9 protein-coding genes and 3 pseudogenes are annotated in these 15,860 nt (G+C 63.2%); 8 read left to right on the forward strand and 4 right to left on the reverse strand.

Features of this window, described 5'->3' with window-relative positions; genetic code table 11:
* Positions 1 to 23: 23 nt before the first annotated feature.
* Positions 24 to 395: pseudogene (locus SHTP_RS17160) on the reverse strand (MMPL family transporter); the annotation flags it as partial.
* Between the two features lie 145 nt (positions 396 to 540).
* Between SHTP_RS17160 and SHTP_RS17165 the strand changes: the two are divergent.
* The gene (locus SHTP_RS17165) at positions 541 to 1,743 is read left to right on the forward strand and encodes an ISAs1-like element IS2404/ISMul1 family transposase (protein ID WP_420811867.1); all 1,203 of its coding nucleotides are present in this window, start codon (positions 541 to 543) and stop codon (positions 1,741 to 1,743) included.
* Here the strand turns inward: SHTP_RS17165 and SHTP_RS17170 are convergent.
* Complete coding sequence (locus tag SHTP_RS17170) at positions 1,709 to 3,481, reverse strand: fatty acyl-AMP ligase (protein WP_231991654.1); 1,773 nt, start codon at positions 3,479 to 3,481, stop codon at positions 1,709 to 1,711. The genes SHTP_RS17165 and SHTP_RS17170 overlap by 35 nt on opposite strands.
* Positions 3,482 to 4,054: 573 nt before the next feature.
* Between SHTP_RS17170 and mtr the strand changes: the two genes are divergently transcribed.
* Positions 4,055 to 5,434, forward strand: coding sequence for a mycothione reductase (gene mtr / locus SHTP_RS17175; protein WP_096371246.1), 1,380 nt, complete (start codon positions 4,055 to 4,057; stop codon positions 5,432 to 5,434).
* Between the two features lie 6 nt (positions 5,435 to 5,440).
* On the opposite strand, the gene SHTP_RS17180 is transcribed toward mtr, so the two are convergent.
* The gene (locus tag SHTP_RS17180; protein ID WP_096371247.1) at positions 5,441 to 5,935 is read right to left on the reverse strand and encodes a Fur family transcriptional regulator; all 495 of its coding nucleotides are present in this window, start codon (positions 5,933 to 5,935) and stop codon (positions 5,441 to 5,443) included.
* Positions 5,936 to 6,085: 150 nt separating this feature from the next.
* Here SHTP_RS17180 and nicT point away from each other — a divergent pair, with 150 nt between their 5' ends.
* From nicT to hypB, 3 genes are all read left to right on the forward strand, one after another.
* Positions 6,086 to 7,204 (forward strand): Nickel transporter NicT, encoded by a 1,119-nt coding sequence (nicT, locus tag SHTP_RS17185; RefSeq protein ID WP_096371248.1) that lies wholly within the window; start codon positions 6,086 to 6,088, stop codon positions 7,202 to 7,204.
* A gap of 91 nt (positions 7,205 to 7,295) precedes the next feature.
* Entirely contained in the window at positions 7,296 to 7,631 is a 336-nt protein-coding gene (locus tag SHTP_RS17190) for a hydrogenase maturation nickel metallochaperone HypA (protein ID WP_020724735.1), read from the forward strand.
* A gap of 28 nt (positions 7,632 to 7,659) precedes the next feature.
* Entirely contained in the window at positions 7,660 to 8,427 is a 768-nt protein-coding gene (hypB, locus tag SHTP_RS17195) for a hydrogenase nickel incorporation protein HypB (protein WP_096371249.1), read from the forward strand.
* Positions 8,428 to 8,663: 236 nt separating this feature from the next.
* Here the strand turns inward: hypB and SHTP_RS17200 are convergent, their stop codons facing one another.
* On the reverse strand, positions 8,664 to 9,866 hold the full coding sequence (locus SHTP_RS17200) for an ISAs1-like element IS2404/ISMul1 family transposase (RefSeq protein ID WP_420873018.1): 1,203 nt from the start codon (positions 9,864 to 9,866) through the stop codon (positions 8,664 to 8,666).
* Between the two features lie 140 nt (positions 9,867 to 10,006).
* On the opposite strand from SHTP_RS17200, the gene SHTP_RS17205 reads away from it, so the two are divergent.
* From SHTP_RS17205 to SHTP_RS17220, 3 genes and pseudogenes are all read left to right on the forward strand, one after another.
* Complete coding sequence (locus tag SHTP_RS17205; protein WP_096371251.1) at positions 10,007 to 11,383, forward strand: class II 3-deoxy-7-phosphoheptulonate synthase; 1,377 nt, start codon at positions 10,007 to 10,009, stop codon at positions 11,381 to 11,383.
* Between the two features lie 962 nt (positions 11,384 to 12,345).
* Positions 12,346 to 12,987, forward strand: a pseudogene (locus SHTP_RS17215) (ISAs1-like element IS2404/ISMul1 family transposase); the annotation flags it as partial.
* 1,071 nt (positions 12,988 to 14,058) lie between these two features.
* Positions 14,059 to 15,315 (forward strand): annotated as a pseudogene (locus SHTP_RS17220) (PPE family protein).
* The last annotated feature ends 545 nt before the right edge of the window (positions 15,316 to 15,860 follow it).

The following is a 15,860-nucleotide window of genomic DNA, read 5'->3' on the forward strand; positions in this document are numbered from 1 at the left end:
GACGGCGGCTGTCACCGACCGCGTCAGTAGTGCGGCGAACTCACCGCCAACCGCTCGGTATTGGTGTCTTCAGGTCCGTCGGCGGAATCACCGTTGCGGGGAAGCAGCAACGCCCGCACCAACGGGCGCGGTCCGTACGGACGGAGCAACTGACCGGCGGGTCGAGTGCGGACTTATTGCGGCCACCAGAACCAGCGGCCCATCAGCGCCGCGATGGATGGGGTCATGAACGAACGCACAATCAGCGTGTCGAACAACAGCCCCAGCCCGATGGTGGTACCCACCTGCCCGATTACCCGCAAATCGCTGAAAATGAACGGAGCCATGGTGGCGGCAAACACCAGACCGGCAGTGGTCACCACCCCACCGGTGCCGGCCATCGCGCGGATGATGCCGGCAGGGCTCCGGCGTTGTTGATTAGCAGGCTTGTGAGCTGGGTTGATGATCTTTGGTGCCGCGCTATTGGGGCCGGAGTGTAGGCACGGGCTATCTGGAGAACGATCGAGTTGGTTACTGTTCGTCGTTGGTCTGGAGTTGCCCGTGCCTACCGTTTCAGTATTGCCTGTGTCGTCGGTTCCAGAGGTGTTCGACCGCTGGAGTCCTGGTGAGCGCAGCGAGCTCATCGGATCGGAGTTTCTCGATGTGTTGGCCTCGGTGCCAGACCCGAGGGACCCACGCGGTCGGAGGTATTCGCTGATGGCTTTGTTGGCGATCGCGGTTCTGGCCACTGCCGCGGGGATGCGCGGCTATGCTGGTTTTGCCACATGGGCGGCCACCGCTCCCGATGATGTGTTGGCCCAATTAGGGGTCCGGTTCCGGCGGCCCAGTGAGAAGACCTTCCGCGCTGTTTTGTCTCGGCTAGACCCCGCCGACCTCAACGCCAGGATGGGCAGTTACTTCACTGCACACGTGGCCAGCAGCGACCCCAGTGGATTGGTGCCGATCGCGTTGGACGGCAAGATGCTGCGTGGTGCTTTACGCGCCAAAGCGACAGCCACGCATCTCGTGTCGGTGTTCGCCCACCGTGCCCGATTGGTGCTCGGTCAACTCGCTGTCGCCGAGAAAAGCAATGAAATTCCCTGCGTACGTGCCCTGCTCACGCTGCTGCCGGGTAGCTTGCGGTGGCTGGTCACCGTGGATGCGATGCATACCCAGGTCGTCACCGCGAAGTTGATCTGCGCCACCTTGAAGTCGCACTACCTGATGATCGTCAAGTCCAACCAAGCCAAAATACTTGCGCGTATCACCGCGCTGCCCTGGGCCGAGGTGCCCGCAGCCGCTACCGACGACTCCCGCGGCCACGGCCGTGTCGAGACCCGCACCCTGCAAATCATCACCGCTGCACGAGGAATCGGCTTCCCCTACGCAAAACAAATCATCCGGATCACTCGTGAACGCTTGATCACCGCCACCGACCAGCGCAGCGTGGAGGTGGTCTATGCCATCTGCAGCCTGCCGTTCGAGCACGCCCGCCCTACCGCGATCATGACCTGGATGCGTCAACACTGGGGAATCGAGAACAGCCTGCACTGGATACGCGACGTCACCTTCGACGAAGACCGTCAAAGGGCACATACCGGAAACGGCGCACAGGTCCTAGCAACGCTACGCAACACCGCGATCAATCTGCACCGCCTCAACGGCGCCGACAACATCGCCGAAGCCTGCCGGATCACCGCTTTGACCGCCAACCGCCGCCTAGACCTCCTCAATCCACAATTCCCCAGCTCACAAGCCTGCTAATCAACAACGCCGGAGCCCTGGTGCAGCATCTGGCACGCTGCACTTTCCCGCTGGTCGTCTTGCTCACGCTGCCGGGCGGCGCGACCACCACCGCCGAGCAGCGCAACTGGTGGTTCTTCAAGACAACTGCCTGCACCTCATCGGCCACCCCCGACAACATCTCGGTGGCGATATCGGCTTTCACCTCGACGAGCACCGCAAGCCCCTCGACATCGCCGGCATCGCCGGCATCGACTGCGAAGGCTGCGATCCCGCCCAGCCTGATGGCTGGGTGACAGTCACGCAGGCTCTCCTCGATGTCTTGGGGATGGATGTTGCGCCCGGCCAGGATGAGCAGGTCTTTGAGGCGACCGCACACATACAGCTCGCCGTCATGCAGGAGTCCCAGGTCACCGGTTCGCAGGTAGCTGCGGCTGTCGTCAGACCCGGCGAGACGGGCGCCGAAGGTGTCGCGGCTCTTGTCCGGCAATCCCCAGGAGCCCGCCGCCTTACTCGAAGAATCCACCCAGATCTCGCCGACCTGCCCGTCGGCCAGCGGCACGTGGAGTTCGGGGTCCACGATGCGCACGTCGACGTCGTCGGCCACCTGGCCGCAACCAATCAGCATCTGGCTACCGGGACCATCGGCAGGAACCGCCAGCCGCTGCGTCTCCAGCTGATGGCGGTCGACACTGAGCGTCGAACGCCCGAACATCGTGACGGCGACGGTGTGCTCGGCCAGGCCATAGGCGGGGCAGAATGCATCGCGACGCAGCCCGGTTCCGCTGAAGGCATCCAGGAAACGGCTGGTGGTGTCCTCGCGTACCGGTTCGGCCGCGCTCATTACCACCTGCAGCGAACTCAGATCCCATGCCGCACGTTGCTCGGCGGTGGTCTTACGCACCGCCAGTTCGTACGCAAAGTTGGGGGCGGCGGTGTGGGTGGCACGCACCCGATCCATGACGTCGAACCACAGCGCGGGCCGTTGCAGGAAGGTCAACGGCGACATCAGGGTGACCTCGCCACTGCCCGCCAAACCGCTCAGGATCACGCTGATGAGTCCGAAGTCGTGATACGGCGGGAGCCAGAAGACGCCCCGGGCATCCAGTCCGAGCCCTAGCAACCGACGGTTGAAATCGACCTGATGCGCCAGGTTGCCATGGGTGATGACGACACCCTTGGGGTCTGAGGTGGAGCCCGAGGTGTATTGCAGCAAAGCGGGGGCGTCAGGGCTCGGGGACCAGCCGCGGCCCGGCGCGCCGGGGGTGCCCGGTCCGCGCATTCGGCGGCCGCCGATACCCCGCGAGGTGATGTGCCAGGGGAGATCCCCAGGCCAGCCAACCGTGCTTCCGGTCACGATGGACCTGGCTGTTCCGAGCCGGCGAGCGTTCGCATACCGCCGACTCGTCAGCACCGCTTTCGCACCGCTGCTGGCCACCACCCGCTGCATCCGGTCGACGGTCTTCTGAGGGTTGATCGGGTCCGGCGGGTAGATCGGGACGGGAACAACCCCCGCTGCGAGGCATCCGATCAGGCCGCGCACGAAGTCCAGACCGGATGGATATGCAAGAATCGCCCGGTCCCCCGGCTCCAGTCCGCAGTGGTGCCGCAGAAACTCGGCCACCTCGCCCATGTCGCTCACCACATCAGCACGGCTCATCGATTCGGCGACTCGCCCTTTTTCGTTGACGAACGAGATGGCGGTGTTGGCGGGTATGCACGCCGCGAGTTCCCTAAACCGGTCTAGAAGTAACGACATAGCTGTGGCCTCAGTAGTTGTACATGAAATCATTCGGACATCAATCAGTGGCGCAAATGTGATGGGCGCTCCACTGCGTTGAACGGTAACAGTTCGCCGATCGCCTCGGCGGCCAAACCAAGATTCTCGGTACCGCGACTTGGGAGCACCCTCGAGGAGCCTGTTTGACGCCGAGATGCCCGTCGGTATCAAGCGGAAGAAGAGATGGTGGTGCCAATTATATTGTCGATAGAACCTGAATCTACATTCACATATTTCACGCAAACTCGAACACGCTCGAATGGCCCATTTCCGAGGAAGTGGCCGACGACGCAACCCCCGGGCAAAGGCGCGCATGCGCCCCCTCGAGTCGAGCCGAGATCCCGCTGCATCATCTCGACAAGCATTGCGCGCCTTGAGGATCGGTCCTTGGCGCGCGTGGATCCGCGGGGCGGGCGATGCCACCCACCAGCTCATCGACGAGTGCGTCCAACACGACGTCTTCTTTCCGGCCGGACAGCCGGGCCAGATAGCCTATCGCCAACTAGGCACCGACGTCTCGGCATCGTCCGGGGAAAGGGTAAACGGCCCAGAATGGAAACCTACGACCTCGCGATCATCGGAACGGGCTCGGGCAATAGCATTCTCGACGAGCGCTATGCCGGAAAGCGAGCAGCGATCTGCGAGCAAGACACCTTCGGCGGCACCTGCCTCAACGTCGGGTGCCTGCCAACAAAGATGTTCGTCTACGCCGCCGAGGTGGCCCAGACCATTCGGGGCGCGTCGCGCTACGGCGTCGACGCGCACATCGACCGGGTGCGCTGGGACGACATTGTCTCGCGGGTCTTCGGCCGTATCGATCCCATCGCGCACAGCGGCGAGGACTACCGACGCTCGGCACCCAACATCGATGTATACGGCTCCCATACCCGGTTCGGGCCGACCCAGGCTGACGGACGCTACCTGTTGCGGACTGCGGCCGGCGATGAGTTCACCGCGGACCAGGTGGTGATCGCGGCTGGGTCGCGGCCGGTGGTTCCCCAGGCCATCGCCGAATCCGGCCTGAAGTATCACACCAGCGACACCGTCATGCGTATCGCCGAGTTGCCCGAACACGTCGTGATCGTTGGAAGTGGTTTTGTGGCTGCCGAATTCGCGCATGTGTTCTCCACGCTCGGCGCACGAGTCACCTTGGTGATCCGGGGCAGCTGTCTGCTACGCCATTGCGACGACACCATCTGTGAGCGGTTTACCCGCATCGCGTCGACCAAGTGGGAACTACGCACGCACCGCAACATCGTGGGCGGGGAAAACCGTGGCTCGGGCGTCGAGCTGCAGCTCGACGACGGCTCAACCATCGACGCCGACCTGCTCCTGGTGGCGACCGGGCGGGTTTCCAACGCCGATCTGATCGATGCCGAGCAAGCCGGCGTCGCGGTCGCCGACGGCCGAGTAGTGGTCGACCAGTACCAACGGACTTCCGCGCGTGGGGTTTTCGCGCTCGGAGACGTGTCCTCGCCGTACCAGCTCAAGCACGTAGCCAACCATGAAGCCCGCGTTGTGCAGCAGAATCTGCTTTGCGACTGGGACGACACCGAGTCGATGGCCGTCACCGACCACCGGTTTGTCCCCGCTGCGGTGTTCACCGGCCCGCAACTGGCTGGGGTCGGGTTGACCGAAAATGAAACCGTGGCAAAGGGCCTCGATATCACCGTTGCGATACAGGAGTACGCCGACGTCGGGTACGGCTGGGCGATGGAGGACACGACCGGGTTCGTGAAGCTCGTGGGCGACCGCGCCACCGGTCGGCTCTTGGGCGCCCACATCATGGGCTATCACGCATCGACGGTGATCCAACCGTTGATTCAGGCGATGAGTTTCGGGCTGACCGCGGCCGAGATGGCTCGCGGCCAGTACTGGATTCATCCCGCGCTGCCCGAGGTGATCGAAAACGCCCTGTTGAATCTGCGCTGACCTCGACTAGCGGTCTGCCTGTTCCGGCTTGTCCGCCACGCTGTCTTGACACGCCGGACACAACCCGCGCAGCGTCAGTCCGGCGCACTCCGAGAGCGCGAAAGAACTGCCCGCCATCGCCTGCTCCAGCGCCGAGCTCAGCTGTCGTGCGGGCACTTCGATGATCGCCGCGCATTTGGTGCATACCGCGTGGTGGTGGGCGGCGGTGGCCAGTCCGTAGGTGGTGACGCCCCCATCGAGGGTCAGCGCGTGCAGCACCCCCTGCTGCACCAGAGTGGTGACGGTGCGATAAATGGTTGCCAGGTCCGGCGGCTGTGCACCGGCGGGAAGCCGCGCGGCCAGCCGTTGATGGATCTCGGCCACCGACAGGTGCCCGTTGACCGGTTCGAGCACCGCCAACACCTGGATGCGCGACGCCATCCGCCGCAACCCGCGAGCGCGCAGCAACTCTCCGATGCGTTCGGTGACGGCCGGGTCCAGCCCCGGCGGCGTTGTCGTCACCTATTCAGTGTCGCGCCCAACCCCCGGGAATGCCAGTGATGGAACACGGCGGTGCCGCCGCGGCGGCGTTCTTGCAATTGACTTGCATCCAGCTCGGGGACGAACCTACAGTCTGATTGTTGCGTCGTGCCCAGTGCCGGAAGGACCGACATGGCCAGCAATGACCTCGTCTCACGCTCTTCGTGGTGGTCCAGGCTGCACAGCACCCTGACGCCGCCGGAATGGTGGCGCCTGGGCGCGATGTTCGCCTTCATCGCCGCGCTGCATGTCGTCGGCTGGGGCACGCTGGTTTTCTTGGTGGAACCGGCGCAGCTTGCCGTGGGCAGCAGGGCCTTCGGTATCGGGATCGGAGTGACCGCCTACACGCTGGGCATGCGACATGCCTTCGATGCCGACCACATTGCCGCGATCGACAACACAACCCGCAAGCTGATGAACGACGGCCAGCGTCCGTTGGCCACCGGATTCTTCTTCTCCCTGGGCCACTCCACCGTGGTTTTCGGCCTAGCGGTCCTGCTGGCAACCGGGATCAAGACCATCATCGGCCCGGTCCGAGAGGACTCCTCGAGGCTGCACCACTACACGGGCCTGATCGGAACCAGCGTCTCCGGGCTGTTCCTATATCGGATCGCCATCCTCAACGTCATCATTCTGGCCGGCATCCTGCGCGTTTTCTTCCGGTTGCGGCGCGGCGAGTTCAGCGAGGCCGAACTCGAGGAGCAGCTGAACAACCGAGGACTGATCAACCGGCTGCTGGGCCGGTTCACCAATTCGATCACCAAGTCCTGGCACATGTATCCGGTGGGATTGCTGTTCGGACTCGGGTTCGACACCGCTACCGAAATCGCGCTGCTGGTGCTCGCCGGCACCAGTGCGGCGGCCGGATTGCCCTGGTACGCGATCCTGTGTTTGCCGGTGCTGTTCACCGCGGGCATGTGCCTGCTGGACACCATCGACGGTTCGTTCATGAACTTCGCCTATGGCTGGGCGTTCTCCAACCCGGTGCGCAAGATCTACGACAACATCACCATCACCGCACTGTCGGTGGCAGTGGCGCTGTTGATCGGAAGCGTCGAGTTGCTTGGCCTCTTCGCCGACGAATTCGGCTGGCGGGGTGCATTCTGGGATTGGATCGCCGGTCTGAACCTGAACCTGGTCGGTTTCCTGGTCGTCGGCATGTTTGTGGTCACCTGGGCCGCCGCCATGCTGGTCTGGCGCTTCGGCCGCATCGAAGAGAAGTGGACCGCCGCGGCAAATAGCGCGACCTGATCCGAGCCGCACCCCACCGCTGTGTCCCGGGCTGATGGCCCCGGTGCGGATCCACGGTGTAGAACAGGCACATGAGCTCCGTTTGCCGCCCATGCATGAACTAGCCCTGTGTGAGGCGATCGCCAACGTGGTCAAGACGCATGCCGACGGTCGCCACGTCGAGGTGGTCCGGGTGCGTGTCGGCGCGCTGAGGCAGGTGGTCCCGGAGTCTTTGTCGTTCTGCTGGACCCTGGTGCGCGACTCGGAGAACATGCCCGACGCCGAGTTGGAACTCGAGTGCGTCACCGCTGAGGTCCGCTGTCGCGCCTGTGGCCAGCAGTCGGAGATCACCTCGGCGTGGTCGATCTGGTGTCCGCAGTGTGACAGTTCCGATGTAGAGGTGCTACACGGCAACGAGTTCCTGGTGACATCGCTGGATGTCTCGTGAAAGGTAGTCAAGATGAACGGTTTCCAGCATGGGTAGATTTCACCGTCACGACGACGGCACGGTGCACACCCACGAGCACGAACATCACCAGCACGGCGATCACACCGGCTATCAGACGGGACCGGCGCGAATCGAAGTGTTGGAAGAAATCTTCGCCGAAAACGACGTGCGCGCCGATCTCAACCGGAGGGCTTTCGAGACCAACGGGATCCGCGCGCTCAACCTGATGAGCTCCCCCGGGTCGGGTAAGACGACAGTGCTGCAAGCCACCCTCGACCAGCTCGCCAGCGAGTGCGCCATCGGGGTGATCGAAGGCGACATCGCCACCGATCTGGACGCCGCCAAACTCAGTGGTCGCGGCGCACAGGTATCGTTGCTGAACACCAGCAACGGATTTGGCGGGGAATGCCACCTCGACGCGCCAATGGTCAACCGGGCCCTACCGGGTCTGGACCTGCCGAACCTGGACCTGGTGATCGTCGAGAACGTCGGCAATCTGGTCTGTCCGGCGGAGTTCGATGTCGGCGAGCATGCCAAGGCCATGGTCTACTCGGTGACCGAAGGCGAGGACAAGCCGCTGAAGTACCCGGTGATGTTCCGCTGTGTGGATGTGGTGCTGCTGAACAAGATCGATCTGGTGCCCTATCTGGACGCTGACGTCGACACATACGTCCCGCACATCCGAGAGGTCAACGCGCACGCAACAATCCTGCCGGTGAGTGCACGCACCGGGGCCGGCATGACCGCCTGGTTCGACTGGTTGCGCCGATTCGCGCAAGGCCTACCGCCGGAATAGACCTCTTTACGCATGCAATTGGCGGCGCGCATTAATTCAGCTGCAAATGATTTGCAGAAAGCCCAACAATGGTCCGCCGAGCCGCTCGCCGGGGCTCATCGGATGGGCCAGAAGTCATGAATACTGTTCTGCTCGAAGCCGATTCGGCATAAACGATGGGTCATGCAATGGCTTTCTTGCCACATTGCTTGGTGTTCTAACTGCGAACCATTGACACAGGGCTCCGGCGTTGTTGATTAGCAGGCTTGTGAGCTGGGGAATTGTGGATTGAGGAGGTGTAGGCGGCGGTTGGCGGTCAAAGCGGTGATCCGGCAGGCTTCGGCGATGTTGTCGGCGCCGTTGAGGCGGTGCAGATTGATCGCGGTGTTGCGTAGCGTTGCTAGGACCTGTGCGCCGTTTCCGGTATGTGCCCTTTGACGGTCTTCGTCGAAGGTGACGTCGCGTATCCAGTGCAGGCTGTTCTCGATTCCCCAGTGTTGACGCATCCAGGTCATGATCGCGGTAGGGCGGGCGTGCTCGAACGGCAGGCTGCAGATGGCATAGACCACCTCCACGCTGCGCTGGTCGGTGGCGGTGATCAAGCGTTCACGAGTGATCCGGATGATTTGTTTTGCGTAGGGGAAGCCGATTCCTCGTGCAGCGGTGATGATTTGCAGGGTGCGGGTCTCGACACGGCCGTGGCCGCGGGAGTCGTCGGTAGCGGCTGCGGGCACCTCGGCCCAGGGCAGCGCGGTGATACGCGCAAGTATTTTGGCTTGGTTGGACTTGACGATCATCAGATAGTGCGACTTCAAGGTGGCGCAGATCAACTTCGCGGTGACGACCTGGGTATGCATCGCATCCACGGTGACCAGCCACCGCAAGCTACCCGGCAGCAGCGTGAGCAGGGCACGTACGCAGGGAATTTCATTGCTTTTCTCGGCGACAGCGAGTTGACCGAGCACCAATCGGGCACGGTGGGCGAACACCGACACGAGATGCGTGGCTGTCGCTTTGGCGCGTAAAGCACCACGCAGCATCTTGCCGTCCAACGCGATCGGCACCAATCCACTGGGGTCGCTGCTGGCCACGTATGCAGTGAAGTAACTGCCCATCCTGGCGTTGAGGTCGGCGGGGTCTAGCCGAGACAAAACAGCGCGGAAGGTCTTCTCACTGGGCCGCCGGAACCGGACCCCTAATTGGGCCAACACATCATCGGGAGCGGTGGCCGCCCATGTGGCAAAACCAGCATAGCCGCGCATCCCCGCGGCAGTGGCCAGAACCGCGATCGCCAACAAAGCCATCAGCGAATACCTCCGACCGCGTGGGCCCCTCGGGTCTGGCACCGAGGCCAACACATCGAGAAACTCCGATCCGATGAGCTCGCTGCGCTCACCAGGACTCCAGCGGTCGAACACCTCTGGAACCGACGACACAGGCAATACTGAAACGGTAGGCACGAGCAACTCCAGACCAACGACGAACAGTAACCAACTCGATCGTTCTCCAGATAGCCCGTGCCTACACTCCGGCCCCAATAGCGCGGCACCAAAGATCATCAACCCAGCTCACAAGCCTGCTAATCAACAACGCCGGAGCCCTGGATATTCCGATTGACCAGCTGCCGTCGTTGCCGCCGTTGTCTGATGAGTTGCGGGCGCGGTTGGATGCTGCGTTGGCTAAGCCGGCTGCTCAGCAGCCCAGCTGGCCGGTCGATCAGGCGACGGCGATGCGTAAGGTGCTCGAGAGTGTGCCGCCGGTGACGGTGCCTTCGGAGATCATCCGGTTGCAGGAGCAGCTGGCGCAGGTCGCTCGTGGTGAGGCGTTTTTGCTGCAGGGTGGGGATTGCGCGGAGACGTTTACCGATAACACCGAGCCGCATATCAGGGGCAATGTGCGCACGCTGTTGCAGATGGCGGTGGTGCTGACCTATGGCTCGAGCATGCCGGTGGTCAAGGTTGCTCGGATTGCGGGGCAGTACGCCAAGCCGCGCTCGGCCGATACTGATGCGTTGGGGTTGAAGTCCTACCGCGGTGACATGATCAATGGTTTTCCGCCCGATGCTGCTGCCCGCGAGCATGATCCGTCGCGGCTGGTGCGTGCCTACGCCAATGCCAGTGCGGCGATGAACTTGGTGCGGGCGTTGACGTCGTCGGGGTTGGCGTCGCTGCATTTGGTTCATGATTGGAACCGCGAGTTTGTGCGGACCTCGCCGGCGGGGGCGCGCTATGAGGCGCTGGCCAACGAGATCGATCGGGGCCTGCGGTTTATGAGTGCCTGTGGGGTGGCCGACCGTAATCTGCAGACCGCTGAGATCTACGCCAGTCATGAGGCTTTGGTGCTCGATTATGAGCGGGCGATGTTGCGGTTGGGTGAGGGGGAAAACGGTGAGCCGCAGTTGTATGACTTGTCCGCCCATACCGTGTGGATCGGTGAGCGGACCCGTCAACTCGATGGCGCCCACGTTGCTTTTGCGGAGGTGATCGCCAATCCGATCGGGGTCAAGATCGGCCCGACGATGACTCCGGAGCTGGCTGTCGAGTATGTCGAGCGGCTGGATCCGCATAACAAGGCGGGCCGGCTGACGCTGGTGAGTCGGTTGGGGAACAACAAGGTCCGTGATCTGCTGCCGCCGATCGTGGAGAAGGTCCAGGCCGCCGGTCACCAGGTGATCTGGCAGTGCGATCCGATGCACGGCAACACCCACGAGTCATCCACCGGCTACAAAACCCGCCACTTTGACCGCATCGTCGATGAGGTACAGGGATTCTTCGAGGTCCATCGCGGCCTGGGAACCCACCCGGGTGGTATCCACGTCGAGATCACCGGCGAGAACGTCACCGAATGCCTGGGCGGCGCGCAAGACATCTCCGACTCCGACCTATCCGGGCGCTACGAGACCGCCTGCGACCCACGACTGAACACCCAACAATCACTGGAACTGGCCTTCCTGGTCGCCGAAATGCTGCGTAACTAGAACCGCACCAAGCTCTCACCAAATCCGCGCGGCAAAGAATCGTCTGGATTGCGTCCCGATTCGATGTCGGGATCCCGCCAACACGTAAACCCAACAACGGACCGGTACTCGTGATATCCGGGACTCAATAATTTAATTCCGCAATATACCGAATTTCTCCAACCCCTCAGGAGCGAGAAGTGCGCGCACCCCTTCCATGCCAAAAACTCGATACGATCATAGTTGGCAGGGGCATATCCGGGCCAAGCGCGGGCATATATCTTCGGCGGCAGGATCGCCTGGAGGTGGCGTTATTGCTGCCCGCGGTCGACAAAAGCTTCCCGAATCCACGTGTATATCACATCCTCTTCTGGCCTCAATCCCGAATCACACAAGAACTACGTCGCTTAGATTCCGGAGTGCCGAAATCTCGGACAAGCCTTCACATTTATGGCCCCGAACTACCGGAGCGGGCGGCCCACTACACCATAAACGCTGCACTTACACTGCCGCGCGGAGCACGTGGTCCATCACCGGAGCGCCGCGCAAATATCCGCGAATGCGTGCTCGAAACGATCGAGCGCGGCCTCCCCGCATTCAGGCAGACGCCAAATTATGACGCGGCGCGCGACATCATTTTCTTCGGCACTTCGGTGGGCCCGCCCGGTGAGCACGCTGGCGCGACTTCGCACTCCGGAGTAATTGGCGTGAATTTAGCCGTAGAACGCCTCTTGAACTAGCGAGTTGTCTTCATTTTCGCAATTTTACTTACATTCCCGCACGAGAAAGGGCACGCAGGCATGGACAGCAAAATTACCGGCATGGTGACGGACTTGGCCGCAGGGCTCCGGCGTTGTTGATTAGCAGGCTTGTGAGCTGGGTTGATGATCTTTGGTGCCGCGCTATTGGGGCCGGAGTGTAGGCACGGGCTATCTGGAGAACGATCGAGTTGGTTACTGTTCGTCGTTGGTCTGGAGTTGCTCGTGCCTACCGTTTCAGTATTGCCTGTGTCGTCGGTTCCAGAGGTGTTCGACCGCTGGAGTCCTGGTGAGCGCAGCGAGCTCATCGGATCGGAGTTTCTCGATGTGTTGGCCTCGGTGCCAGACCCGAGGGACCCACGCGGTCGGAGGTATTCGCTGATGGCTTTGTTGGCGATCGCGGTTCTGGCCACTGCCGCGGGGATGCGCGGCTATGCTGGTTTTGCCACATGGGCGGCCACCGCTCCCGATGATGTGTTGGCCCAATTAGGGGTCCGGTTCCGGCGGCCCAGTGAGAAGACCTTCCGCGCTGTTTTGTCTCGGCTAGACCCCGCCGACCTCAACGCCAGGATGGGCAGTTACTTCACTGCACACGTGGCCAGCAGCGACCCCAGTGGATTGGTGCCGATCGCGTTGGACGGCAAGATGCTGCGTGGTGCTTTACGCGCCAAAGCGACAGCCACGCATCTCGTGTCGGTGTTCGCCCACCGTGCCCGATTGGTGCTCGGTCAACTCGCTGTCGCCGAGAAAAGCAATGAAATTCCCTGCGTACGTGCCCTGCTCACGCTGCTGCCGGGTAGCTTGCGGTGGCTGGTCACCGTGGATGCGATGCATACCCAGGTCGTCACCGCGAAGTTGATCTGCGCCAACTCCGGCGGGTCCGGCGGTAGCGGCGGACCGCTCTTGGGCACCGGAGGCTCCGGCGGCGCCGGCGGAGAGTGCGACTTGGGCGCATTCGGGGACGGCGGGGACGGCGGGGACGGTGGCGGTGCGATGCTGATCAGCAACGGCGGCAACGGCGGCAACGGCGCTGCCGGTGCAACTGCGGGCACCGACGGCAAGGGCGGAGCCGGCGGTACCGGCGGCACCCTGCTAGGCGAAGACGGGCTCAACAGGTTGCCCTGAGCCCACACCCGCTCTCCCCCGAACCGCAGATGGTGCACATCTGGGTCGTGTAGCAAATGATTCGCAACTATTTCTGCAAATCGATTGCATCAATGTGGTTGCAGTAGTTACCTTCTAGATACAGGGAGTCTCCGCCAACCCTAAGGGGACGCACATGGCCTGTGCTCTGTGCTGCCGGCAGCCATCGTCGCGCTTGATTCGAAAGACTATTGCACCGGACAAATCGGCACCTTGTTTCCTGACCTGCAGTAGCGCACGGCTAGAAGAGCAGTGCTCGATGCCTGCCGAACGCGTCGGCTGATACGCGTCGTCACATCGGCTCGGGTCGGCCTCAAGCCGCGGGCACCACCGCGCCGGTACCGGATTCGATGACGATCCGATCTGATAGACGTTGGTGGGGAGGCATTTCCGGCATCCCAGCCATGGATCAACGCACAATCGACACAACGATCGGACCAGCTTCTCCCCCAACCACGGGCGGAGCAATTCACTGAAGTCGACGGCCGTAATCTACCCATCCGGTCCCGGTATCGCGCTCGACATCGAAAATGGTTTCACTGAGCCATATTTCATGCTCGTGTGCTGTTTTTCAATCGTGCGCCGCTGCGCGCCCAAACACGGACACCTTTACCGGGGCCGGGCTCGATTCCGAAAGAGAAGCCCATGTCATCTGCCCGAACGATACCCCAAATATGCTCCGCGGCAGCGGATAACGCCAAATGCCTTGGTCCGAGGCGGTCGGTCGGTGCGGCCTGCCATCCCACCAACGAAGCCACCAACGTAATCATCGCCGGTTGAGCGGTGGGTGCAACCATGGACTACGCAGCGCTTCCGCCCGAAGTCAACTCGGCACGCATGTACACCGGCCCCGGCTCGGGCGCGATGCTGGCCGCCGCACTGGCCTGGGATGGCCTTTCTACCGAGTTATCCTCGGCCACAGCCGATTACAGTTCAGCATTGGCCGCCATGACGAGCGGGCCGTGGCGGGGGCCCGCATCGACCTCGATGGCCTCCGCCGCCGCCCCCTACATCGCCTAGATGGCGGGCACCGCGACACAGGCCCTGCAGGCTTCACTGCAGGCCAAGGCCGCCGCCGCGGCCTACGAAACCGCATTCGCCATGACCGTGCCACCGCCGATGATCGCGGCCAACCGCGCGCTGTCGGCCTCATTGGTCGCCACCAACCTACTCGGCCAAAACACGCCGGCCATCGCCGCCGCCGAGGCCACCTACGGCGAGATGTGGGCCCAAGATGCGGCCGCCATATACGGCTATGGCGCGTGCTGCGCGACGGCAACGCAGTTGACCCCGTTCGCCGACCCACCACCGACCACCAGCCCCGAGGCCGGCCTGATCGCCCAGGCCGCGACCACAAGTAGCGCCCAAAGCCAGGCATCGCTGTCGCAGGTGATGTCAACGGTGCCGACCGCCCTGCAGGGGCTGGCCTCGCCGTCAGCGTCCGACGTGACCATCACCGATGTCGCGGGCGCGCTGGGGCTGGGTGCCCCACAACTGGACCGCATTCAAAGTTGGCTCGGTTTACAGGGCATCGACCTGACGACCCCGAGCGGGCTGCTCGCATTCTTCAACGGGACCGACGGATCGCCGCTGGGCACAGCCGTCAACGCAATAACCACGAACGCGATCGGCTCCGGCTTCTACACGCCCGGCAACTTCTTTGGAACCATGTGTGACTTCTTCGGGCTATCCAGTTTCTCGGCCATGGACGCTGCCGAGGACGCCGCCATCGCCGCCAGCAGCGGCCTCGGCGGGGCCGCACCCGGTCTCGGCGGATTCGGCGGGTTGGGCACCGCCGTGTCGGCGGGGGTGGGAAATGCGGCCTCGATCGGGTCATTGTCGGTGCCCCCGACCTGGGCGACAACCTCGCCGGTCGGCGCCGCAGTGGCGACCTTGCCATCCGTTGCCGCCGGCGCACCCCTGACCGCACACGGCCCGGCGAGCATGCTCGGCGGGCTGCCATTGAGCGGCTTTGGCGGACGCGGTTTCAGCGAGGTCCCCCGCTACGGGTTCAAGCCGACAGTGGTCATGCACCCGCCAGCGGCGGGTTGACCGGACTCCCTGCCAATCCGGTTCACGGCCATGGTCGGCACCGGCGCGAAAGCCGTTTCATGCCTTACCACCTCAGCTGAGCGCGGTCGCTGGTACCGTTGAATCACTGTGTTTCTGCGGGGCCCCAACAAGCCGACGCGATGGCAGTCAGCCATCGCTGTGGTGGCCGGGCTTTGCCTATTCGCCGCCGTCATCGGATGCTGGGCATTGCGCTCTGGGGTGGCGGCCGCCACTCCGTTGCATCCGGCCGCAACAGCATCCGCCGCCGGCCTCAGCCGAGCCGACATCGACAAACCGTCCGTGCGCAGCACCGGGCACCAATGCTCGTCATCCACAGGTCACAGCCCCTGCAAAAGCGCTGGGTTGAAACGGGATCGGCCGCCGACGTGGTCGCGCTCGGCACCGCCGCAGTGGTGGCTATCCACACCTGCCTCACTGACCACGGCGGGCCACCCGCTCAGGGCACTGCGTGCGCGCGCCCCGCTGGCAGCTGCCGCCGGGCGGGCATATCTCAACCAGCTCTGCGTCGCTCGCTGCTGATCGGC

It is taken from the genome of Mycobacterium ulcerans subsp. shinshuense (assembly GCF_002355775.1).
Lineage (GTDB): Bacteria > Actinomycetota > Actinomycetes > Mycobacteriales > Mycobacteriaceae > Mycobacterium > Mycobacterium marinum.